The organism is Jeotgalibaca dankookensis, from assembly GCF_002005405.1.
Taxonomy (GTDB): domain Bacteria; phylum Bacillota; class Bacilli; order Lactobacillales; family Aerococcaceae; genus Jeotgalibaca; species Jeotgalibaca dankookensis.
Window position 1 is genome coordinate 2053137 of the sequence record NZ_CP019728.1, and the last position, 16518, is coordinate 2069654.

Consider the following 16518-nt stretch of genomic DNA (forward strand, 5'->3'; position numbering starts at 1 on the left):
TACCTTATTTTGCTTTAGTCTAGTAGAATAGACATATATATAATTTAGGAGGTCTATTTATTCATGGTAGAAATTTTTAAAGCCATTATTCTTGGTATTGTGGAAGGAATAACGGAATGGTTACCCATATCTAGTACGGGGCATATGATTTTGGTTGAAGAATTTATTCAACTCGACACCTCACCAGCATTTAAAGAAATGTTCTTTGTAGTCATTCAACTAGGAGCTATTTTTGCTGTAGTAGCACTTTATTTTCATAAACTTAATCCCTTTTCACCCAAAAAATCATCGTTAGAGAAAAAAGAAACGATGGAAATTTGGTACAAGGTTGTTGTGGGAGTAGTTCCCGCAGCTGTTTTAGGACTTTTTCTCGATGATTGGCTCAATGAACATTTTTATAATTATTGGGTTGTGGCGATTATGTTAATTGTTTATGGTGTGTTATTTATTATTATTGAAAACCGCAATAAAGGGAAAGCGGGAAAAATTACTAATTTTCAAGAGTTAACTTATAAAACAGCTCTTTTTATTGGCTTTTTCCAATGCCTCGCACTTATTCCGGGGACCTCACGCTCAGGTGCCACCATTATTGGTGCCATTATTCTAGGTACCTCACGCTTTATTGCTGCCGAATATTCCTTTTTCCTTTCTATACCGGTAATGTTTGGTGCAAGTGCTTTAAAACTTGCGAAGTTTGGGTTCGTATTTACGGGGGCAGAACTCACGATTCTCCTAATCGGTATGCTAGTCGCTTTTGTTGTTTCAATTCTAGCAATCAAGTTTCTTATGCAATATATTCAAAACAATGATTTTAAAGCATTTGGCTGGTATCGTATTATTCTAGGTGTTTTGGTAATCGGATACTTTTTATTAATCGGATAAAAAAGACGAAAAGGTTGGGCACATAATCTGGATCCCAAGTCAAGGACAGTTTAAAAAAGAGAGAATCTAGGCTACTTGTTTCAAGAGCTGATCCCGGTAGGAAACCGGGGTCAGCTTTTTCAGTTTCCATTGGCCGCGCTCGTGGTTGTAGTAGTCCATATAGTTGATAATGACAGACTGTAACTCCTTCAGTGAATGACACTCCTCGTAAGGAATTTCGTCCTTTAGGTGGCCGAAGTAGCTCTCCTGTGGGGCGTTGTCCCAGCAGTTCCCACGGCGGGACATAGATTGGGTTAGGCCATTCTTCTGCACCAATTTCTGGAAGATGGGGCTAGTGTAGTGCGACCCTTGGTCGGAATGGAGGAGGGCTTGCGCAGGGAGGTCCTCTCCATGTTTTGCCACTAGATCTTTCACCGTATCGAGAGCTATGTCCAAGGTGATTCGGTCGGCGACGGCGTAGGCTAAAACCTCCTTTGTGGCGCCATCCAAGATGGTAGAGAGGTAGCCTAGGAAGCCGTCTTTTCCCCGGAGATAGGTAATATCAGTCAGGAGCACCTTCTTCGGCGCTGACTGATCAAACTGCCGCTGGAGCCGGTTCGGAACGGTGCGATGTTCTTGTGTGGCTTTTGCGATTTTTCGGTACGGGTTCGCACGGCGGATAGGACACTGGAGTCCATACTTTCGCATGATCCGCTGGACTTTCTTGCGGTTCACTACAGTTTTCTTCGTGTTGAGGAAGTACATGACAATGGCACGGGAACCTTTCGCCACCCGTTTATAGGCCATTGCTTCCAGAACACGGTCGCGCCACCTCTGGTCCTCCTCTTCCTTCTCCTGCCTTTTGCATTGGTTCTCGGGGGAGAAATGCGCGTAGTAGCCGGAATTGGATACTTCCAGAATCAGACAAGCTCTCCTGACGGAGAGCGAGCCGGGGCGACTCGTCACCTGTTGGATGAGGGCGAACCGCTCCTGCTTGCTTAACTCATTTCCCCTCCTTTCTGCGAAGTCGATTTTTTTTAACAGCTCATTCTCCTGTCTGAGGAGGACATTCTCCTGCTTGGCCCGGCGGAGCTGCTCTTCGGTCGAAAGCTCCGTGAGGCGGGGGCGCCCCGATGCGCCCTTGCGCTGATCTCGTACGCCCGTGATCCCGCTCTCCTGATAGGCCTTCTTCCAGCGGTTGGCAGCGGTGTGGATTCGCCGCTCGCCTAGGACCTCCACTGGGAGACTCGCCTCCATGAAAATCTGTCGGGCAGTCTTTCCCTTTTTCCACTCCGCAAGGAAGTGGACCTTGAACTCGTCCGAGTAGGTGATGGCTTTGGGGGAGACGTTCTGAACATAGGGGTTGTGGGATAGGTCTGTAACCTGCTCGTCCGTGAATGTTCGTTTTGACATGGGTTCCTCCTCTTAAAAATGTATTTTTTGTAAGGCTCTCTTGGGGGAGCGGTCGCGGTTCCCGTTCCTTTCCTCCAGTTTATCAGGAAAGGGAGACTAATTCTCGTACAAGACATAAAAAGACCCTATAAAGGGTCTCTTTTTTAAAGAGTCTACTTTATAGGGTCCAGTTTACACATGCCCAACCTTTTTGTTTTTAAAGAATCGTAAAAAACTCTGTTTCTGGAAGAAGAATTAAGCTATGCCCTTGACCTTGTAATTGGCGCGCTTTTTCAACGAGCTTACCTTCTAGATTGGTGCCCATTTTTTGCCATTCACTTTTAGATACAATCAAGTAATCGGTTTGATAAGTCAGTGACGGTTCAAAAAAACTTCCAATAGTTGTGAGCATTTGGGCTGCTTCCTGCCGATTCAGACCAGCGATACGTCCGGCAAAAGCGATGTGCTTTTGATAAAAAGGATGAGAAGGCTGCAAGCTCTCAATTGCTAGTAGGTTTGGCTGAGGTACCTGTTTCTTCTTATTTTTGTCAGGACCAAAGCGATGCGAGAAAAGTTGACCGAGTTGATAATGATAATCTGTTAAAAATCCTTTTATGTCATAGTCATAGGGCTGTAGTAGTTTACTGGTAATTTCACCACAGGCAGTCGCGTCATCTGCAGCATTATGATGGTTTTCAATGGTTAAGCCATAATAGTCAAGGACATTAACAAGTTTATTACTCGAAAGCGTCAGTGTTTTTTTTGCTAGAATGCAAGAGCAAAAGTATTCATTTTTAATTTTGGGTAAGTTGTAAGTTTCAATAGTCATTTGCAAACACTTCATATCGAATTGAGCAAAGTGAGCGACTAATGAATCCTCTCCAATGAAAGCGCGAATTTCTGGGTAAAGTTGGTCAAAACGTTTTTCATTGACAACATCACGTGGATAAATCCCATGTATTCGAATATTGCCCGGATGGAAAGGTTGAACAGGGTTAATGAGACGATAATAACGTTCAACTTCCAGACCGTTTGAAAAACGACTCATCCCAATGGAACAGACACTATCGCCACGATGGTTAGCTGTTTCGAAGTCTATTGCGACAAAGTCCAATTTATAAGCCTTCTTTCTTAGTTTAAAATAGTTGTTAATTCTTTTAAATCAGTAATTTGGTAGGTTGGCTTGATATGAGCAGGTTTCGCTAAGTGGTGGGGGTTGAACCAACAAGAATCTATCCCAGCATTTTGACCACCTAATATATCGGAAGTCAAGGAATCGCCAATTATCAACGTGTTATGAGCTTTAAAATTTGGGATGCGTTTGAAGACATAGTTGAAATATTCAAGCATCGGCTTTTGAAAACCCGTATCTTCAGAAACAAAAACATCTTTAAAATAATGGTCAAGTCCAGAGTCAGATAATCGCCTATACTGAGTTTTAGATACGCCGTTTGTAACCGCGTATAAATCGTAGTCAGGAAATAGCGAATCTAGTAAGTTCGTGCTATCCTCAATTAAAAAATGACTTTTTTCAAGATAGGAGCGAAATTTTATATCCATTTCATTTCCATTGACTTCGAGTTGATGCCTTTGGAAAAATGTTTCAAACCGCTCTTTAAGTAAAACGTCTTTTTTAATTAACCCTTTTTCAAAACGATTCCAGAAACTTTGGTTGATTTGCGAGTAAGTTTGAATGTTTTCTTCAGTTGGTGTCACAGCCAGTTCTTTCATTAATGACGAAATAGCATATTTTTCAGCAGCTTTAAAATCAAAAAGGGTGTCGTCTAAATCAAACAATAAGGTTTTATAAGGCATAAGGATCTCCTTAAAGGGTTTATGTTCGTTGTTACTTTTTAATTATACTTTATCAAACAACTCTCTTTCAATTTATAGAGATTTCTTTTAAGATAAGAGAGATATTTATGAGGAGGAATAATAAAAATGGCTAGAGTAGAAAGTTTTGAATTAGATCATAACGCTGTTCAAGCACCTTATGTGCGGATAGCTGGAACAGAAAAAAATCAAGAGTCGATTATTCAAAAAATTGACCTACGTTTCTTACAACCCAATCAAGGGGCCTTACCAACCGCTGCAGTTCATACACTGGAACATTTATTGGCAATTAATATGCGTGACCATTTACCAGGTATTATTGACATTTCACCAATGGGGTGCCGAACAGGCTTTTATTGCATTAAGTGGGGCGAATCTACACCAGAAGAGATTGCCCAAGCTTTAGAAAAAACTTTAAAACAAGTAATGGAAACTGAAGTAGTACCAGCGATAACTGCCAAGGAATGTGGCAACTACCGCGATCACAGTTTATTTTCTGCTAAAGAATACGTACGTGAAGTCCTTGAAAAAGGAATTAGTCGGGACCCATTTGAACGAGTTGGTATTTAAATGATAATTATTAAAGCTGCAAAATCCTTACTTAGGGGTTTGCAGCTTTAATAGTTTTTCATAGCAATAAAGACCAACTGATGCACCTAGGGTATCAAGCAGGACGTCCCAAAAGCTAGGCCCACGATTAGGAACAAAAGATTGGTGGATTTCATCACTGGATGCATATAAAAAACTAATTAATAAGGCCAAGAAAATACGTTTTTTGTAAGGAATATGCGAGGTATAAAGCGCGCGTGTCGTTAAGAAACCTAAAATCAAATAAACAATAAAGTGGGCGGCTTTACGAATAAAAAGGTGCAAAGCATCCAGGTTGAGGGGCCAATTAGGTAAGGTTCTGGTCCAAATATCTTCGATAAAACCAACGACAGAACCACTTAAAGCTCCTGATGTGCTTCCAACTTGTGATGAAAAAGAAAAAATAAGCATCATCCAAATAACCACCATCGCCCAGCTAATCCATATATTTCTTTGTTTCATTGTCTTCAATCCTTTTTTTAGAATAAAACTAGTATATCATGATACAATAATTAAAACCGTTGATTGAAAGGAAGTTAATCATGTTAGATAGACAAGCTCAAAATATTGAAGAAGCTCAAAGTTTTGTTGAAACAGAACACTTTGCTTTTATTTATGTATCCCGTGTTGATTGTGGTGTTTGCCACGCGGTTTTACCGCAAGTAAAAAACCTATTAGAAGACTATCCACAAGTCAAATTGTTGGAGGTAGACGCGGATAAAGTTCCCAGTGTAGCAGGCGCTTTTAGTGTCCTCACAGTCCCAGCTCTCTTAATGTTTGTAGATGGAAAAGAAATGCTTCGGAAAGCCCGCTTTGTCGTGATGTCAGAACTCGAACGCGAAGTAGCTCAAATTGTGGAGAATTACTAAATGATGACAAATAAATACTTACTTGCCAAAACTTTTAAGAAAAAAGGCAGTGTTGTTATCTCTCTAGAAAACCTCGCTGATTTTCTAACTTATATTCCCGAATTGGAAGCTGAATTCAAACGAAATGCTGAATTTTTAATTACTAGTAACCAAGCCAAACTTCCTTTAGATGAGGCCTGGCCTGAATATGCACCTATTCAAGTAGAAACAACGAAAATTGCTTTCAAAGCAGCTGTTAAAGAGAAAACACAACGAAATAAGAAGTGAAAAAAAGGCTGGGACTTTGGTCCTGGCCTTTTTTCATCATTAACTTTGGTAAAAAGAGCGTTTATGATTAAATAATAGGAAATATCATCATTAGCAGATTAAAATGCTTTTCTAATGATGAAATAAGTGGAAAAATCATCATCAGCCCGCGTTTTTATCTTTCTAGTGATGAAAATTACCTTCATTCAAATGATCAATCTCGTTCCAACTGTCAATTTCAAAATGATTCCCAATCCGTTTCATTCTGGTGACACTTGTATTGGCCATAGGTGTTTTAGAGCGTAAATCATTAACCTGGTAGCCTGCCAAAGTTAGAATGCTACTGGTTAAAGTTATACTATGAGCAACAAATAAAAGAGAATCAGTTGGGTGAGAATCAACATGACTAAGAATTGTTTGAGTACCGCGATCAATGAGTTGCGAATAAGTTTCCCCACCAAATGCGGAAGGATCATAAAGGTCGGGTCGGTTTCTTAAATTATAGAAAGCTTGTGGGTATTCTTTTTTCAAATCGGGAATGTATTTCCCTTCCCAGTCACCAAAGAGAAATTCTTTTAAGCGGGCATCTTTTTCTAAAGGAACTTTGGAATCAAATTGCTCAAGAATAAGTTTGGCTGTATCTAAAGCGCGGGCTTGAGGACTGGTAATAATGCGTGAAATCCCCATTTGATTTAGATAAACACCGGTTTTTTTGGCATCTTGTTTACTGGATTCCAATAGGGGAGAGTCAACCTGGCCACCTTGTACATAGTCGGCTTTGTTAAATTCAGTTTGTCTATGTCGTACAAAATATAAAAACTGCATGCGGATCTCCTTTCCAAGAATATAGTTATTATACTGATGATAGCAAAGGATTCGGGAGGTTACAAAATAAGTGACTTACCGAAACTTGTCAAACAATAGTATTTTTACTATAATGAAACCATATTAAAACCCAATACAAAGACATCTCGGCTATGTAAGTTGGTGAGAATCCAACGCGGTCCCGCCACTGTAAGAACATCTTTGATGTTTAAGTCAGAGCTTTATTCGAGAATGCTTATACGCGCGCATACTATTTCAAGGTAAAATAGTATTGTTTAGTCTATGTGTAAACGGGTATAGGCTTTTTTATCCGCCTATGAAAAAAAGGAGTGTATAGAATGAAAAAATGGTTATTTCTAATGAGTGCGAGTGCAACATTGGTGGCTTGTGGTACAGAAGCAACTGAAACTGCGGAATCTATTAATCAAGCAAATGACTTGATTGAGGTTACGATTAATGTAGCAGTTGATGGCGAAACTATTGAAGATGGCTCTATTACTTCTAATGTTGAAGAAGATGCGGTCTTGTTTGATGTAATGGAAGCAAGTTTTGATGTTGAGGATGAAGATGGATTTATCACAGCAATAAATGGATACGAGCAAGACGAGGATGCTAATAAATACTGGTTGTTTGATTTAAATGGTGAAATGGCCCCAGTAGGTGCTCAAGATTTAGAGCTATCTGATGGGGATGTTGTCGACTTTAACTTAGAAGAACTTGAGTAATTTTGGTGCGTAAAAGGTTTGATGCAAAGCATATTGCTCTGCTCGCAATTTTAACGGCATTGGCTTACGTAGGAAGAATTGTTTTTCAATTTTTGCCAAATGTGCAACCGATGACAGCCATCATCATTATACTAACCCTAAATATGGGATTGATTGATGGCTTAATTGTAGCAAGTTTATCACTATTTTTATCAAACATTTTTCTGGGGTTAGGTCCATGGACGTTTGCACAATTAATTAGTTTTGCAACAATTGTTCTTTTGACAAGCTTAGTAATGAAACCTCTATACCTTAAGAAAACAAAGCCGTTATTTGTGCTCTTTGCTTTCTTTTCGGGGATTTTTTACGGTTTTATTATTTCATTATTTTCCTATAAAATATACGGCTTAACTAATTTTTGGATTTATTATGCGTATGGTCTGTGGTTTGATTTGGCTCATGGATTTGGTAATGCGGCATTTTACTTTATTTTAGAACCCATTCTCCGCCCTTTATTTAATCGATTCAAAGAAAAAAGTTGAGGCAGATTGAATCTGCCTCAACTTTTTTTATTCTGTAAAATTATCAAAATAGCCTTGAATATAAACGAAAGGTGTTCCTTTGTCTCCACTACCAGAAGTTAAATCGGATAGCGAACCTACTAAGTCAGTTAATTGACGTGGGGTTGTTCCTTGGGTTTCATTTGTACCTACTAAATCAGCATTTTTATTTTTGATAAAGTCAGAAATAGCAGAGTGCAAATCTTCCCCTTGAAGGTCAGAAAAATTATTATCTGCTAAATATTTCAGTTTTACTTCACTAGGCACACCGTCTAAACCGGGTGTATAAGCCGGTGAAACAACTGGGTCAGCTAGTTCCCAAATTTTCCCTACTGGGTCTTTAAAAGCACCATCTCCATAAACCATCACTTCGATTGTTTTACCAGTTGCTTCTTTAATCCCTTTTTGGATATTGTCTACAATCTGTTGAGAGTTACGGGGGAAAAGTTTCACACTGTTGTCAGTGGCTTTGTTAGAGCCTAACAAACCGTAAGTTTCATTAAAACCTGATCCATCAACAGATTCTGTTAAAATTTCATCGAGGCTGTATACTTTTTTCGCACCGTGAGCTTTTAGAATTTTCTTAGTTCTAAAGCGCGTATGAATATCACAATTCAAGACTGTTTTTGTATAGTCTAAAATAGATTTAGCATTATTAGAAAAGATTACTTCACATTCTACGCCGTACTCTTCAACAATAGATTTATAGTGCTCGATGTAATCGATTCCTGTAAAAGTATGCTTTTTATAGCCAAAGTGACTACGAAACTCTTGTTCAGATAAAACATCTGTCCATGGGTTAACGCCTTTATCATCCAATTCATCAATTTCTACTAAATGGTTACCAACCTCATCAGAAGGGTAGCTCAACATTAAAACAACTTTCTTAGCTCCTTTTGAGATTCCTCGTAAACATGTTGAAAAACGGTTACGACTTAAGATTGGGAAAACAACACCAATTGTATCGTCACCAAATTTAGATGCGATGTCAGTTGCAATCTGATCAACTGTTGCATAGTTTCCTTGCGCACGCGCAACGATTGACTCAGTAATAGAAATAATATCACGGTCTTCAATTGAATATTTTTCAACTTCGGCTGCGTTTAATACCGTATCAACCACAATTTTTACAATATCATTACCATCATGAATGATTGGTCCACGCAGACCTCGGACAACAGTTCCAACTACTCTTTCCACTTGCATCTCTCCTTAAAATAATCAGTTACACTTTATTTTACTACAAATAGAGACGTTAATGTTTGAATAATGTCATTTTTTTGAAAAAAATAAGAAAATCACTTTTGTAGTTAAAATAAAAATCAAGTATAATGACTAGAAACAACGCTGAGGTGATACAAATGCGAGACAACACAAATGGTTCGACCAACCTGTATGACATCCTATCCAATGATTTATTTGGCCATAGAAGCGATGCGCTTGATTATATCCAAAAATCAGTTAAACGGAATAAACTCCTCGTTGAGGCAATTCAAACAGGAAACAAGAAACTTTTAGATAAAGTGATGCAGATGCCAAAAATTGATAATCAAAATCGTTATTATTATGGGAATCCCATCATTAAAGACAACCCTTTACGAACCCAAAAAAACGACATGATTATTCGTAACACCATGTGCCGAATTGCTGGAGAAATGGGTGGGGTATCTGCGATTTACCTCCAACTTGTTTCAGAAAAATATGCACTTCAAATTGAACAAGCTACTTCTGCCAACTACTTAGAAGAGGTAATCAGCCCCCAGATGTTCTCGGAATATTGCGACTTAGTAGCTAACTATTCAATAGCTAATTATTCTTTTTTAATTAAAGAAATTGTCGATTATATTGGTAATCACCTACACAAAGAGTTAAATGTTACCAATTTGTCTCAGACCTTCCATGTAAATAGCTCCCATTTAGCTCGTAAATTTAAAAAAGATACGGGGCTCACTATTAGTGAATACGTCAATAAACTAAAGGTACAGGCAGCGAAATTACTATTTCAAGGTGGGTGTGTGACCGTTGGAGAAGTTTCCGAAAGATTAGGATATAATAGTACCTCTTATTTTAGTAAAATTTTCAAAAAAATAGTCGGAGAATCTCCCGCCGCTTATCAAAAAAAGCAAGACAATTAAGAAGGAAGTAAAGGCAATGAGCCTTTACTTCCTTCTTTTTATTCTATATGAAAAGAATACGTTGTTTCGGAGCGATAGGTTTCTCCAGGACGAAGCACAATAGAACCAAAGTGCGCTTGGTTAATAGCATCTGGGTAATCTTGTGTTTCCAGAGTAATCCCTGCGTAAGCCGGGATAGGGTTGTTAGCAATCTTGAGTGGACTTGCGCCATTATGCATAAAAATGACTACCACCGGTTCACTTGTTTTCATTGTAATTTTTCGCCCACTTTGAGGGTCGTAGAGACTGACATCCAGACGATTGGCGTCATGGTTTAAGACAAAGGGATGATCCAAACCAGAAACTTGTAGTGTTTGAGGGTGGGTGGATTCTGTTGCTTGTGACGTTAGGCGTGCGGTTCGAAAGTCAAAAGGCGGTCCAGCGACATCAGGGCGACGGCCAGTCGGAATACTTTGTTCATTCAATTCAACAAAGCGATCCGCATCTACAAAAAGTTGATGGTCTAAAATCGTTTTTGAGACAGTTCCATGTAAGTTAAAATAGACATGGTTGGTTGGATTAAAAAGAGTAGGCGCGTCTGTTTCTGCCTGATAATTTATTTTCCACTTATTATCTTCCGTAAAGGTATAGGTCACTTGGATTTTTAAATTTCCTGGATAGCGATTCGAACCTTCTGCATCCAAGTAAGAAAAAATAATTCGTGCCTCTTGGTCATCTTGTTCCGTTTGATAGTCCCAAACTTTCGTATCTAAGCCGGAATTTCCACCGTGAAGGTGATTGGTCTCTTGGTTCGTTTCTAACTGATAAGGATCACCATCAATTTCGAAAGAACCATGAGCGACGCGTCCTGCAACTCTCCCGACTGTCGCACCGTAAAAAGGTCGATGTGTGACGTAATCTTCTAAGTTATCAAAAGCTAAGGTAATATTGTCAAACTTTCCTGCTTTATCAGGTACAGACCACTCAAGAAGAGAGGCACCGTACGTCATAGCAGTGATTGAAGCACCACTGCGATTAGTCAATGTGATAGCCATAACTTCTTTTCCAGCAGTTTTTCCGAATAAACGTTCTTTAATATGCATAGTGAGGTCTCCTTTAATTATGCGCTTTAATGTCATTGTAACAGTTTTCAAAAATGATACAATATAAGTAAAATGAAATTAGAAATGAGGAGAAGCCGTGTTGAAAATAGCCGTTATTGGCATCGGAAATATCGCTCAAAAGGCATACTTGCCCGTTATTTCTGCTATGCGTAATCAAGTTGAATGGTACCTCGTGACGGGTAATAAAAAAACCTTGGATTTGGTAGGGAGTCAGTATGGATTTGGAAAATGTTACCAAAAGCTCGATGAATTGGATGATATTAATTTGGATGCAGCCTTTGTACACAATACAACCACTGCGCATTATGAAACCGTAAAAAAATTATTAAATAAAGGCATTCCAGTTTACGTGGATAAACCAATTAGTGATCAATTCTCTCAAACAGAAGAATTGTTGACTTTGGCTGAAGAGAATCAGGTTCAACTGACGGCTGGCTTTAATCGCCGGTTTGCACCGATGATTCAGCAACTAAAAGCGATACCAGATAAGAAAATGATTCTAATTCAAAAAGATCGTGTCGAGAACCGTGAATCCATTCGTTTTGCAATTTACGATTTATTTATTCATATTGTTGATCTTGCTCTATTTTTACTGGATGAACCGGTTGTTTCCTTTCAATCATACATTCATGAAACGGAAGGGGAGTTAAAGCGTGTGTGGCTTGTTTTAGAAACTACCCAAACAACAGCCATTGTGACTATGAATTATCAAGCGGGCGCCAATCAAGAGGTCGTTGAGGTCCAATCTCTAGCAGGTGTGCAACGTGTTACTGATTTAAATGAAATGGTAATAAAAGGAAAAAATCATGAGGAAATTGTAAAGTATAGTGACTGGGAAGAAACGCTTGTGAAACGAGGATTTAAACCAATTATTCACGCTTTTATAGAAAGCCTGGTGACAGGCCAAAACCCAGTTAGCCATGCCAGTTCCTTACAGAGCCATAAATTATGCGAAGAAATAATTAATCCTTTAAAGTGAAAGTCGTTTCATTTTAAAGATATTTAGGTTAAAATAGGAGTATATGAGTATCAAGGAGGAAAACAATGTTTGACAAAATTGATGCATTAGCAGTTAATACCGTTCGTACTTTAAGTATCGATGCCGTTCAAAAAGCAAATTCTGGTCACCCTGGTTTACCAATGGGTGCCGCACCAATGGCTTACGCACTCTGGACAAAGCATATGAATGTAAACCCAAAGAATAGTTCTTGGGTAGATCGCGACCGCTTTGTACTATCAGCAGGTCATGGTTCAGCACTTTTATACAGCTTGTTACATTTGTCAGGTTACGATGTAACGATGGATGATTTGAAAAACTTCCGTCAGTATGAAAGTAATACTCCCGGACATCCAGAAGTTCACTTTACAGATGGTGTAGAAGCAACTACTGGTCCACTTGGACAAGGATTTGCAAACGCTGTCGGTATGGCAATGGCCGAAGCACATTTAGCAGCAACCTATAACCGTGATCAGTTTAACATAATGGATCACAACACTTATTTCCTATGTTCAGACGGTGACTTGATGGAAGGGATTTCCCATGAATCAGCAAGTTTAGCTGGTCATTTGAAATTAGGAAAACTTATTGGGGTTTATGACTCTAATGATATTTCTTTAGATGGTCCTTTAGATAAATCATTCAGTGAAGATGTGAAAGGCCGTTTTGAAGCATATGGCTGGCAATATATCCTCGTTAAAGATGGAAATGATTTAGCAGAAATTTCTCAAGCAATCGAAGAAGCGAAAAAAGAAACAGACAAACCAACCCTAATCGAAGTTAAAACGGTTATTGGATATGGTGCTTCAAATGCAGGAACAAGTGCCGTCCACGGTGCACCACTTGGTGAAGATGGCGTTGCTTTTGCAAAAAGTAACTATAATTGGGATCATGAAACGTTCTATGTGCCAGAAGAAGTGCAAGATCGTTTCAATGAAACCATTTTAGAAAATGGTAAAAAAGCAGAAGAAGATTGGAATAAGCGTTTTGAAGCGTACCGCGAAGCTTATCCAGAGTTAGCACAACAATTTGAAGATGCTTTTGCTAATAAATTACCAGAAGGTTGGCAAGAAACTTTACCTGTCTATGAAGTTGGCGACGCTGAAAAAGCAACGCGTGTTACGAGCCAGGAAACCATTCAAAAATTAGGAGCGGCAATCCCATCATTCTGGGGTGGTTCTGCTGATTTATCTGGTTCAAACAATACAATGAATAAAGCAGATGAAGATTATGATGCTACGAATTACGCAGGTCGTAATATTTGGTATGGTGTTCGAGAGTTTGGAATGGCTTCGGCTATGAATGGGATTCTCTTACATGGTGGGACAAAGACTTATGTCGGAACCTTCTTTGTATTCTCAGATTATCTACGTGCATCCATTCGTTTAGCAGCAATTTCAAAACTACCAGCTATTTATGTGTTTACGCATGACTCTGTAGCTGTTGGTGAAGATGGTCCAACTCATGAGCCAGTTGAACATTTATCAGCTTACCGTGGGATGCCAAATACAAACGTGATTCGTCCAGCTGATGGAAACGAGGTTGCGGCTGCTTGGGAAGTAGCAGTGGAATCGGAAGATACACCAACAATGCTAATCCTAACGCGTCAAAACTTACCTGTTCTAGCTGGGACAAAAGAGCGTGCACGTCAAGGCGTTAAAAAAGGAGCTTATGTTCTTTCACCTCAAGAAGGCGAAAAACCAGAGGGTATCCTAATCGCAACAGGATCAGAAGTGTCCTTAGCTATTGAAACCCAAAAAACTTTGAAAGAAAAAGGTATTGACGTTTCGGTTGTGTCAATGCCAAGTACAAGCTTATTTGATCAACAAGATGATGCTTATAAAGAATCTGTTCTTCCAAATGATGTCCGTACACGTATGTCAATTGAAATGGCTGCAACATTCGGCTGGGAACGTTATGTTGGTCTAGATGGCTTAACTTATGGTCTTGACCGCTGGGGTGCAAGTGGCCCAGGAAATACTGTTGTTTCTGAATTAGGCTTTACAGCTGATCAAGTAGCGGCAGCTTACTTAGAAAAATTTAACAAATAATAGTAATAGATGAAGAAGCCTGACTTTTTAGTCAGGCTTCTTCATCATTAGAAAGCTATTTGCCGCATCTAGTGATGAAAAATACGTTTTTTTCATCATTAGGTGTTGTAAAAATAATTCTAGTGATGATTATTGCCTGATTTTCATCACTGGGAGTAAAAAATTGTTTGCTAGTGATGAACTCAGTATTAAGACGGATGAAAAGCACACAAAATCAGGTAAAATAAGAGGGAATAAAGAAAGGATGAGTCACATGAATTTGTTTGCGAACATAATTTGGTTTGTTTTAGGAGGATTCATCAGTTGGGCCTCTTGGATGGTGACTGGTATATTGTGGTCCATCACAATTGTGGGAATTCCGGTCGGTGTACAGTGCTTTAAATTTGCCAAGATGGCAGCAGCACCATTTGGGAAAGAAATTCAGTTTAGTTCAAGCGGAGCATCGCTATTGATTAATATTCTCTGGATGATTTTTGGCGGGCTTGTCATGGCGGCTGAAGAAGCTCTTTTGGGCGTTATCTTTTGCTTAACAATTGTAGGGATTCCTTTTGGCCTGCAACATTTTAAACATGCTAAATTAGCCTTACTGCCTTTTGGATCTAAAATTTATCGTATTTAACTTAGTTTAGGAGGTCTGATTGGACATGCACTTAAAAAAAGAGGATTTGATTTTATTTATCGGAGATAGTGTGACTGATGCAAAAAGAGAGCGATCGGATTTAAATGATTTAGGTAAGGGTTACCCGAAAATGGTTGCGGAAATACTTACCCAGCGCTATCCCGAATTAAACTTACAATTTCTGAACAAAGGGATTAACGGCAATAAAATAATTGATCTGGAAAGAAGATGGCAAGAAGATTGTTTAGATTTTCATCCCGATGTCGTGTCGATTCTCATTGGGATTAATGATACCTGGCATAATATTGGGAAAGTCGCTTTCGGAAATAAACGTCATTTGCGACGTTTTGAAAGAAAGTATCGAAAAATATTAATGCAGGTCAAAGAAAAGACGAATGCACAAATTGTAATGATGGAGCCTTTCGTTTTAAGTGAGCCCGTTGATCGCTTAGAGTGGCGGGTTGATTTAGATCCACGGATTCAAGTAGTGAGAAAGTTAGCAGCTGAATTTGCGACCGATTTTATTCCATTAGATGGTCTGTTAAATGCTGAAGGAATGAAAAGGAGCTATTCTTATTTAACCGGAAATGATGGCGTTCACCCAACCCAAGCAGGGCACAAACTGATTGCTAAAGAATGGATTAATCGTGTTGAAAATTAAGAGGCACGGACAAAAATGTCCGCGCCTCTCTTTAAAATTTACTTTTTACGTGGACCAAAATTGCTAATAGGATGGAGTAAGTCATTTATACCCACAATAATCTCATCAGATAATTCAAACTCTACTGCTTTAACGTTATTTTCTATTTGTTCTGGCTTACTTGCGCCAATAATGGCGGAACTGATACCAGGTTGATGTAAAATCCAAGCTAGAGCGAGTTGCGTTAAATTCATATCTAAGTCCTGCGCAAAGGTTGCTAAGTTTTGAATTGTTTCTAACAAGGGCTTATTATTTAAATACACTTGTAAGAAATTATTGATATTAGCATTGGCTGCCCGACTATCTTCAGGAACAGCTTGGCCAGGTTTATATTTACCCGTTAATATGCCTTGAGCTAGCGGTGAGAAGACAACTTGTCCCATACCGTTTGCCATTGAAACCGGAACAACCTCTTTCTCAATTTGACGCTCAATCATGTTATATGCAGGTTGATTTGAAACGAGCGGTCGGAAATTTCTTTCCTTCGCAATGCGGTGTGCCTCTTGAATTTTATCCGCAGGCCATTCACTAACACCAGCATAAAGAATTTTTCCTTGCCGTTGTAAATCATCAAGTGCCCATAATGTTTCTTCGATTGGTACGTTTTCATCATAGCGGTGGCATTGATATAAATCTAAATAATCCATACCTAGTCGTTTTAAACTCGCATCACATTGCTCAAAAATATGTTTACGCGATAAGCCAAGGTCGTTTGGCCCATCTCCCATTGGGAAATAAACTTTACTGGCTACGACTAAGGTATCGCGATTATAATTTTTGAGGGTTTTTCCTAAGACAATTTCGGCTTGACCTTGTTCATAGACATTGGCTGTATCAAAAAAATTAATCCCTGCTTCATAAGCAGTTTCAATACATTTTTTTGCTGTTTGATCTTCGACTGATTTCCCATAGGTTAGCCAACTGCCTAGAGCCAACTCGCTAACGCGTAGACCACTTTTACCTAACTGACGGTATTTCATAAAGCAAAACCTCCTTATCAATTTGAAAGCGATTACTGCCCTAATCTTACTCCAC

Annotated in this window: 19 protein-coding genes and 1 riboswitch; of the genes, 11 read left to right on the plus strand and 8 right to left on the minus strand. The window is 39.0% G+C overall.

Annotation, left to right across the window (positions count from 1 at the left end; translation table 11 throughout):
- Nucleotides 1-63 precede the first annotated feature (63 nt).
- Nucleotides 64-882 (plus strand): undecaprenyl-diphosphate phosphatase, encoded by an 819-nt coding sequence (locus BW727_RS10180; protein WP_062471639.1) that lies wholly within the window; start codon nucleotides 64-66, stop codon nucleotides 880-882.
- A gap of 66 nt (nucleotides 883-948) precedes the next feature.
- Here the strand turns inward: BW727_RS10180 and BW727_RS10185 are convergent, their stop codons facing one another.
- The 3 genes from BW727_RS10185 to BW727_RS10195 form a co-directional block, all read right to left on the minus strand.
- Nucleotides 949-2274 carry an IS3 family transposase gene (locus BW727_RS10185; protein WP_062532880.1) on the minus strand — a complete coding sequence of 442 codons (1326 nt, stop codon included), beginning with the start codon at nucleotides 2272-2274 and terminating at the stop codon, nucleotides 949-951.
- 196 nt (nucleotides 2275-2470) lie between these two features.
- Entirely contained in the window at nucleotides 2471-3367 is an 897-nt protein-coding gene (locus tag BW727_RS10190; protein WP_062468331.1) for an exonuclease domain-containing protein, read from the minus strand.
- A 17-nt stretch (nucleotides 3368-3384) separates the two neighbouring features.
- Nucleotides 3385-4068: a YjjG family noncanonical pyrimidine nucleotidase gene (locus BW727_RS10195; RefSeq protein WP_062468329.1), complete on the minus strand. Its 684-nt coding sequence runs from the start codon at nucleotides 4066-4068 to the stop codon at nucleotides 3385-3387.
- 126 nt (nucleotides 4069-4194) lie between these two features.
- Here BW727_RS10195 and BW727_RS10200 point away from each other — a divergent pair, with 126 nt between their 5' ends.
- Nucleotides 4195-4656, plus strand: coding sequence for an S-ribosylhomocysteine lyase (locus tag BW727_RS10200; protein ID WP_062468326.1), 462 nt, complete (start codon nucleotides 4195-4197; stop codon nucleotides 4654-4656).
- A 27-nt stretch (nucleotides 4657-4683) separates the two neighbouring features.
- Here the strand turns inward: BW727_RS10200 and BW727_RS10205 are convergent, their stop codons facing one another.
- Nucleotides 4684-5136, minus strand: a complete 453-nt coding sequence (locus BW727_RS10205; protein WP_062468323.1) for a VanZ family protein — start codon at nucleotides 5134-5136, stop codon at nucleotides 4684-4686.
- A gap of 80 nt (nucleotides 5137-5216) precedes the next feature.
- Between BW727_RS10205 and BW727_RS10210 the strand changes: the two genes are divergently transcribed.
- Together BW727_RS10210 and BW727_RS10215 are read left to right on the plus strand one after the other, a co-directional pair.
- Nucleotides 5217-5543: a thioredoxin family protein gene (locus BW727_RS10210; RefSeq protein ID WP_062468321.1), complete on the plus strand. Its 327-nt coding sequence runs from the start codon at nucleotides 5217-5219 to the stop codon at nucleotides 5541-5543.
- On the plus strand, nucleotides 5544-5810 hold the full coding sequence (locus tag BW727_RS10215) for a DUF6718 family protein (protein ID WP_062468319.1): 267 nt from the start codon (nucleotides 5544-5546) through the stop codon (nucleotides 5808-5810).
- A gap of 162 nt (nucleotides 5811-5972) precedes the next feature.
- On the opposite strand, the gene BW727_RS10220 is transcribed toward BW727_RS10215, so the two are convergent.
- Nucleotides 5973-6614 carry a histidine phosphatase family protein gene (locus BW727_RS10220; protein ID WP_062468316.1) on the minus strand — a complete coding sequence of 214 codons (642 nt, stop codon included), beginning with the start codon at nucleotides 6612-6614 and terminating at the stop codon, nucleotides 5973-5975.
- 127 nt (nucleotides 6615-6741) lie between these two features.
- A riboswitch (adenosylcobalamin (AdoCbl) riboswitch) is annotated at nucleotides 6742-6892 on the plus strand.
- A 60-nt stretch (nucleotides 6893-6952) separates the two neighbouring features.
- Here BW727_RS10220 and BW727_RS10225 point away from each other — a divergent pair.
- Together BW727_RS10225 and BW727_RS10230 are read left to right on the plus strand one after the other, a co-directional pair.
- The gene (locus BW727_RS10225) at nucleotides 6953-7339 is read left to right on the plus strand and encodes a DUF4430 domain-containing protein (protein WP_062468314.1); all 387 of its coding nucleotides are present in this window, start codon (nucleotides 6953-6955) and stop codon (nucleotides 7337-7339) included.
- Nucleotides 7340-7344: 5 nt separating this feature from the next.
- Nucleotides 7345-7860 carry an ECF transporter S component gene (locus BW727_RS10230; protein WP_227807189.1) on the plus strand — a complete coding sequence of 172 codons (516 nt, stop codon included), beginning with the start codon at nucleotides 7345-7347 and terminating at the stop codon, nucleotides 7858-7860.
- A 27-nt stretch (nucleotides 7861-7887) separates the two neighbouring features.
- Here the strand turns inward: BW727_RS10230 and BW727_RS10235 are convergent, their stop codons facing one another.
- Nucleotides 7888-9078, minus strand: a complete 1191-nt coding sequence (locus tag BW727_RS10235) for a coenzyme F420-0:L-glutamate ligase (RefSeq protein WP_062468310.1) — start codon at nucleotides 9076-9078, stop codon at nucleotides 7888-7890.
- A 161-nt stretch (nucleotides 9079-9239) separates the two neighbouring features.
- Here BW727_RS10235 and BW727_RS10240 point away from each other — a divergent pair, with 161 nt between their 5' ends.
- Nucleotides 9240-10013: an AraC family transcriptional regulator gene (locus tag BW727_RS10240; protein WP_062468308.1), complete on the plus strand. Its 774-nt coding sequence runs from the start codon at nucleotides 9240-9242 to the stop codon at nucleotides 10011-10013.
- A gap of 38 nt (nucleotides 10014-10051) precedes the next feature.
- Here the strand turns inward: BW727_RS10240 and BW727_RS10245 are convergent, their stop codons facing one another.
- Nucleotides 10052-11095 (minus strand): aldose epimerase family protein, encoded by a 1044-nt coding sequence (locus tag BW727_RS10245; RefSeq protein ID WP_062468306.1) that lies wholly within the window; start codon nucleotides 11093-11095, stop codon nucleotides 10052-10054.
- 97 nt (nucleotides 11096-11192) lie between these two features.
- Between BW727_RS10245 and BW727_RS10250 the strand changes: the two genes are divergently transcribed.
- From BW727_RS10250 to BW727_RS10265, 4 genes are all read left to right on the plus strand, one after another.
- On the plus strand, nucleotides 11193-12095 hold the full coding sequence (locus BW727_RS10250; protein WP_077795859.1) for a Gfo/Idh/MocA family protein: 903 nt from the start codon (nucleotides 11193-11195) through the stop codon (nucleotides 12093-12095).
- A gap of 65 nt (nucleotides 12096-12160) precedes the next feature.
- The gene (gene tkt / locus BW727_RS10255; RefSeq protein ID WP_062468302.1) at nucleotides 12161-14164 is read left to right on the plus strand and encodes a transketolase; all 2004 of its coding nucleotides are present in this window, start codon (nucleotides 12161-12163) and stop codon (nucleotides 14162-14164) included.
- Between the two features lie 163 nt (nucleotides 14165-14327).
- Nucleotides 14328-14783 carry a YccF domain-containing protein gene (locus BW727_RS10260; RefSeq protein ID WP_335617518.1) on the plus strand — a complete coding sequence of 152 codons (456 nt, stop codon included), beginning with the start codon at nucleotides 14328-14330 and terminating at the stop codon, nucleotides 14781-14783.
- 25 nt (nucleotides 14784-14808) lie between these two features.
- Entirely contained in the window at nucleotides 14809-15444 is a 636-nt protein-coding gene (locus BW727_RS10265; protein ID WP_062468300.1) for an SGNH/GDSL hydrolase family protein, read from the plus strand.
- 38 nt (nucleotides 15445-15482) lie between these two features.
- Here the strand turns inward: BW727_RS10265 and BW727_RS10270 are convergent, their stop codons facing one another.
- Complete coding sequence (locus tag BW727_RS10270) at nucleotides 15483-16463, minus strand: aldo/keto reductase family protein (protein WP_062468297.1); 981 nt, start codon at nucleotides 16461-16463, stop codon at nucleotides 15483-15485.
- Nucleotides 16464-16518: the final 55 nt, after the last annotated feature.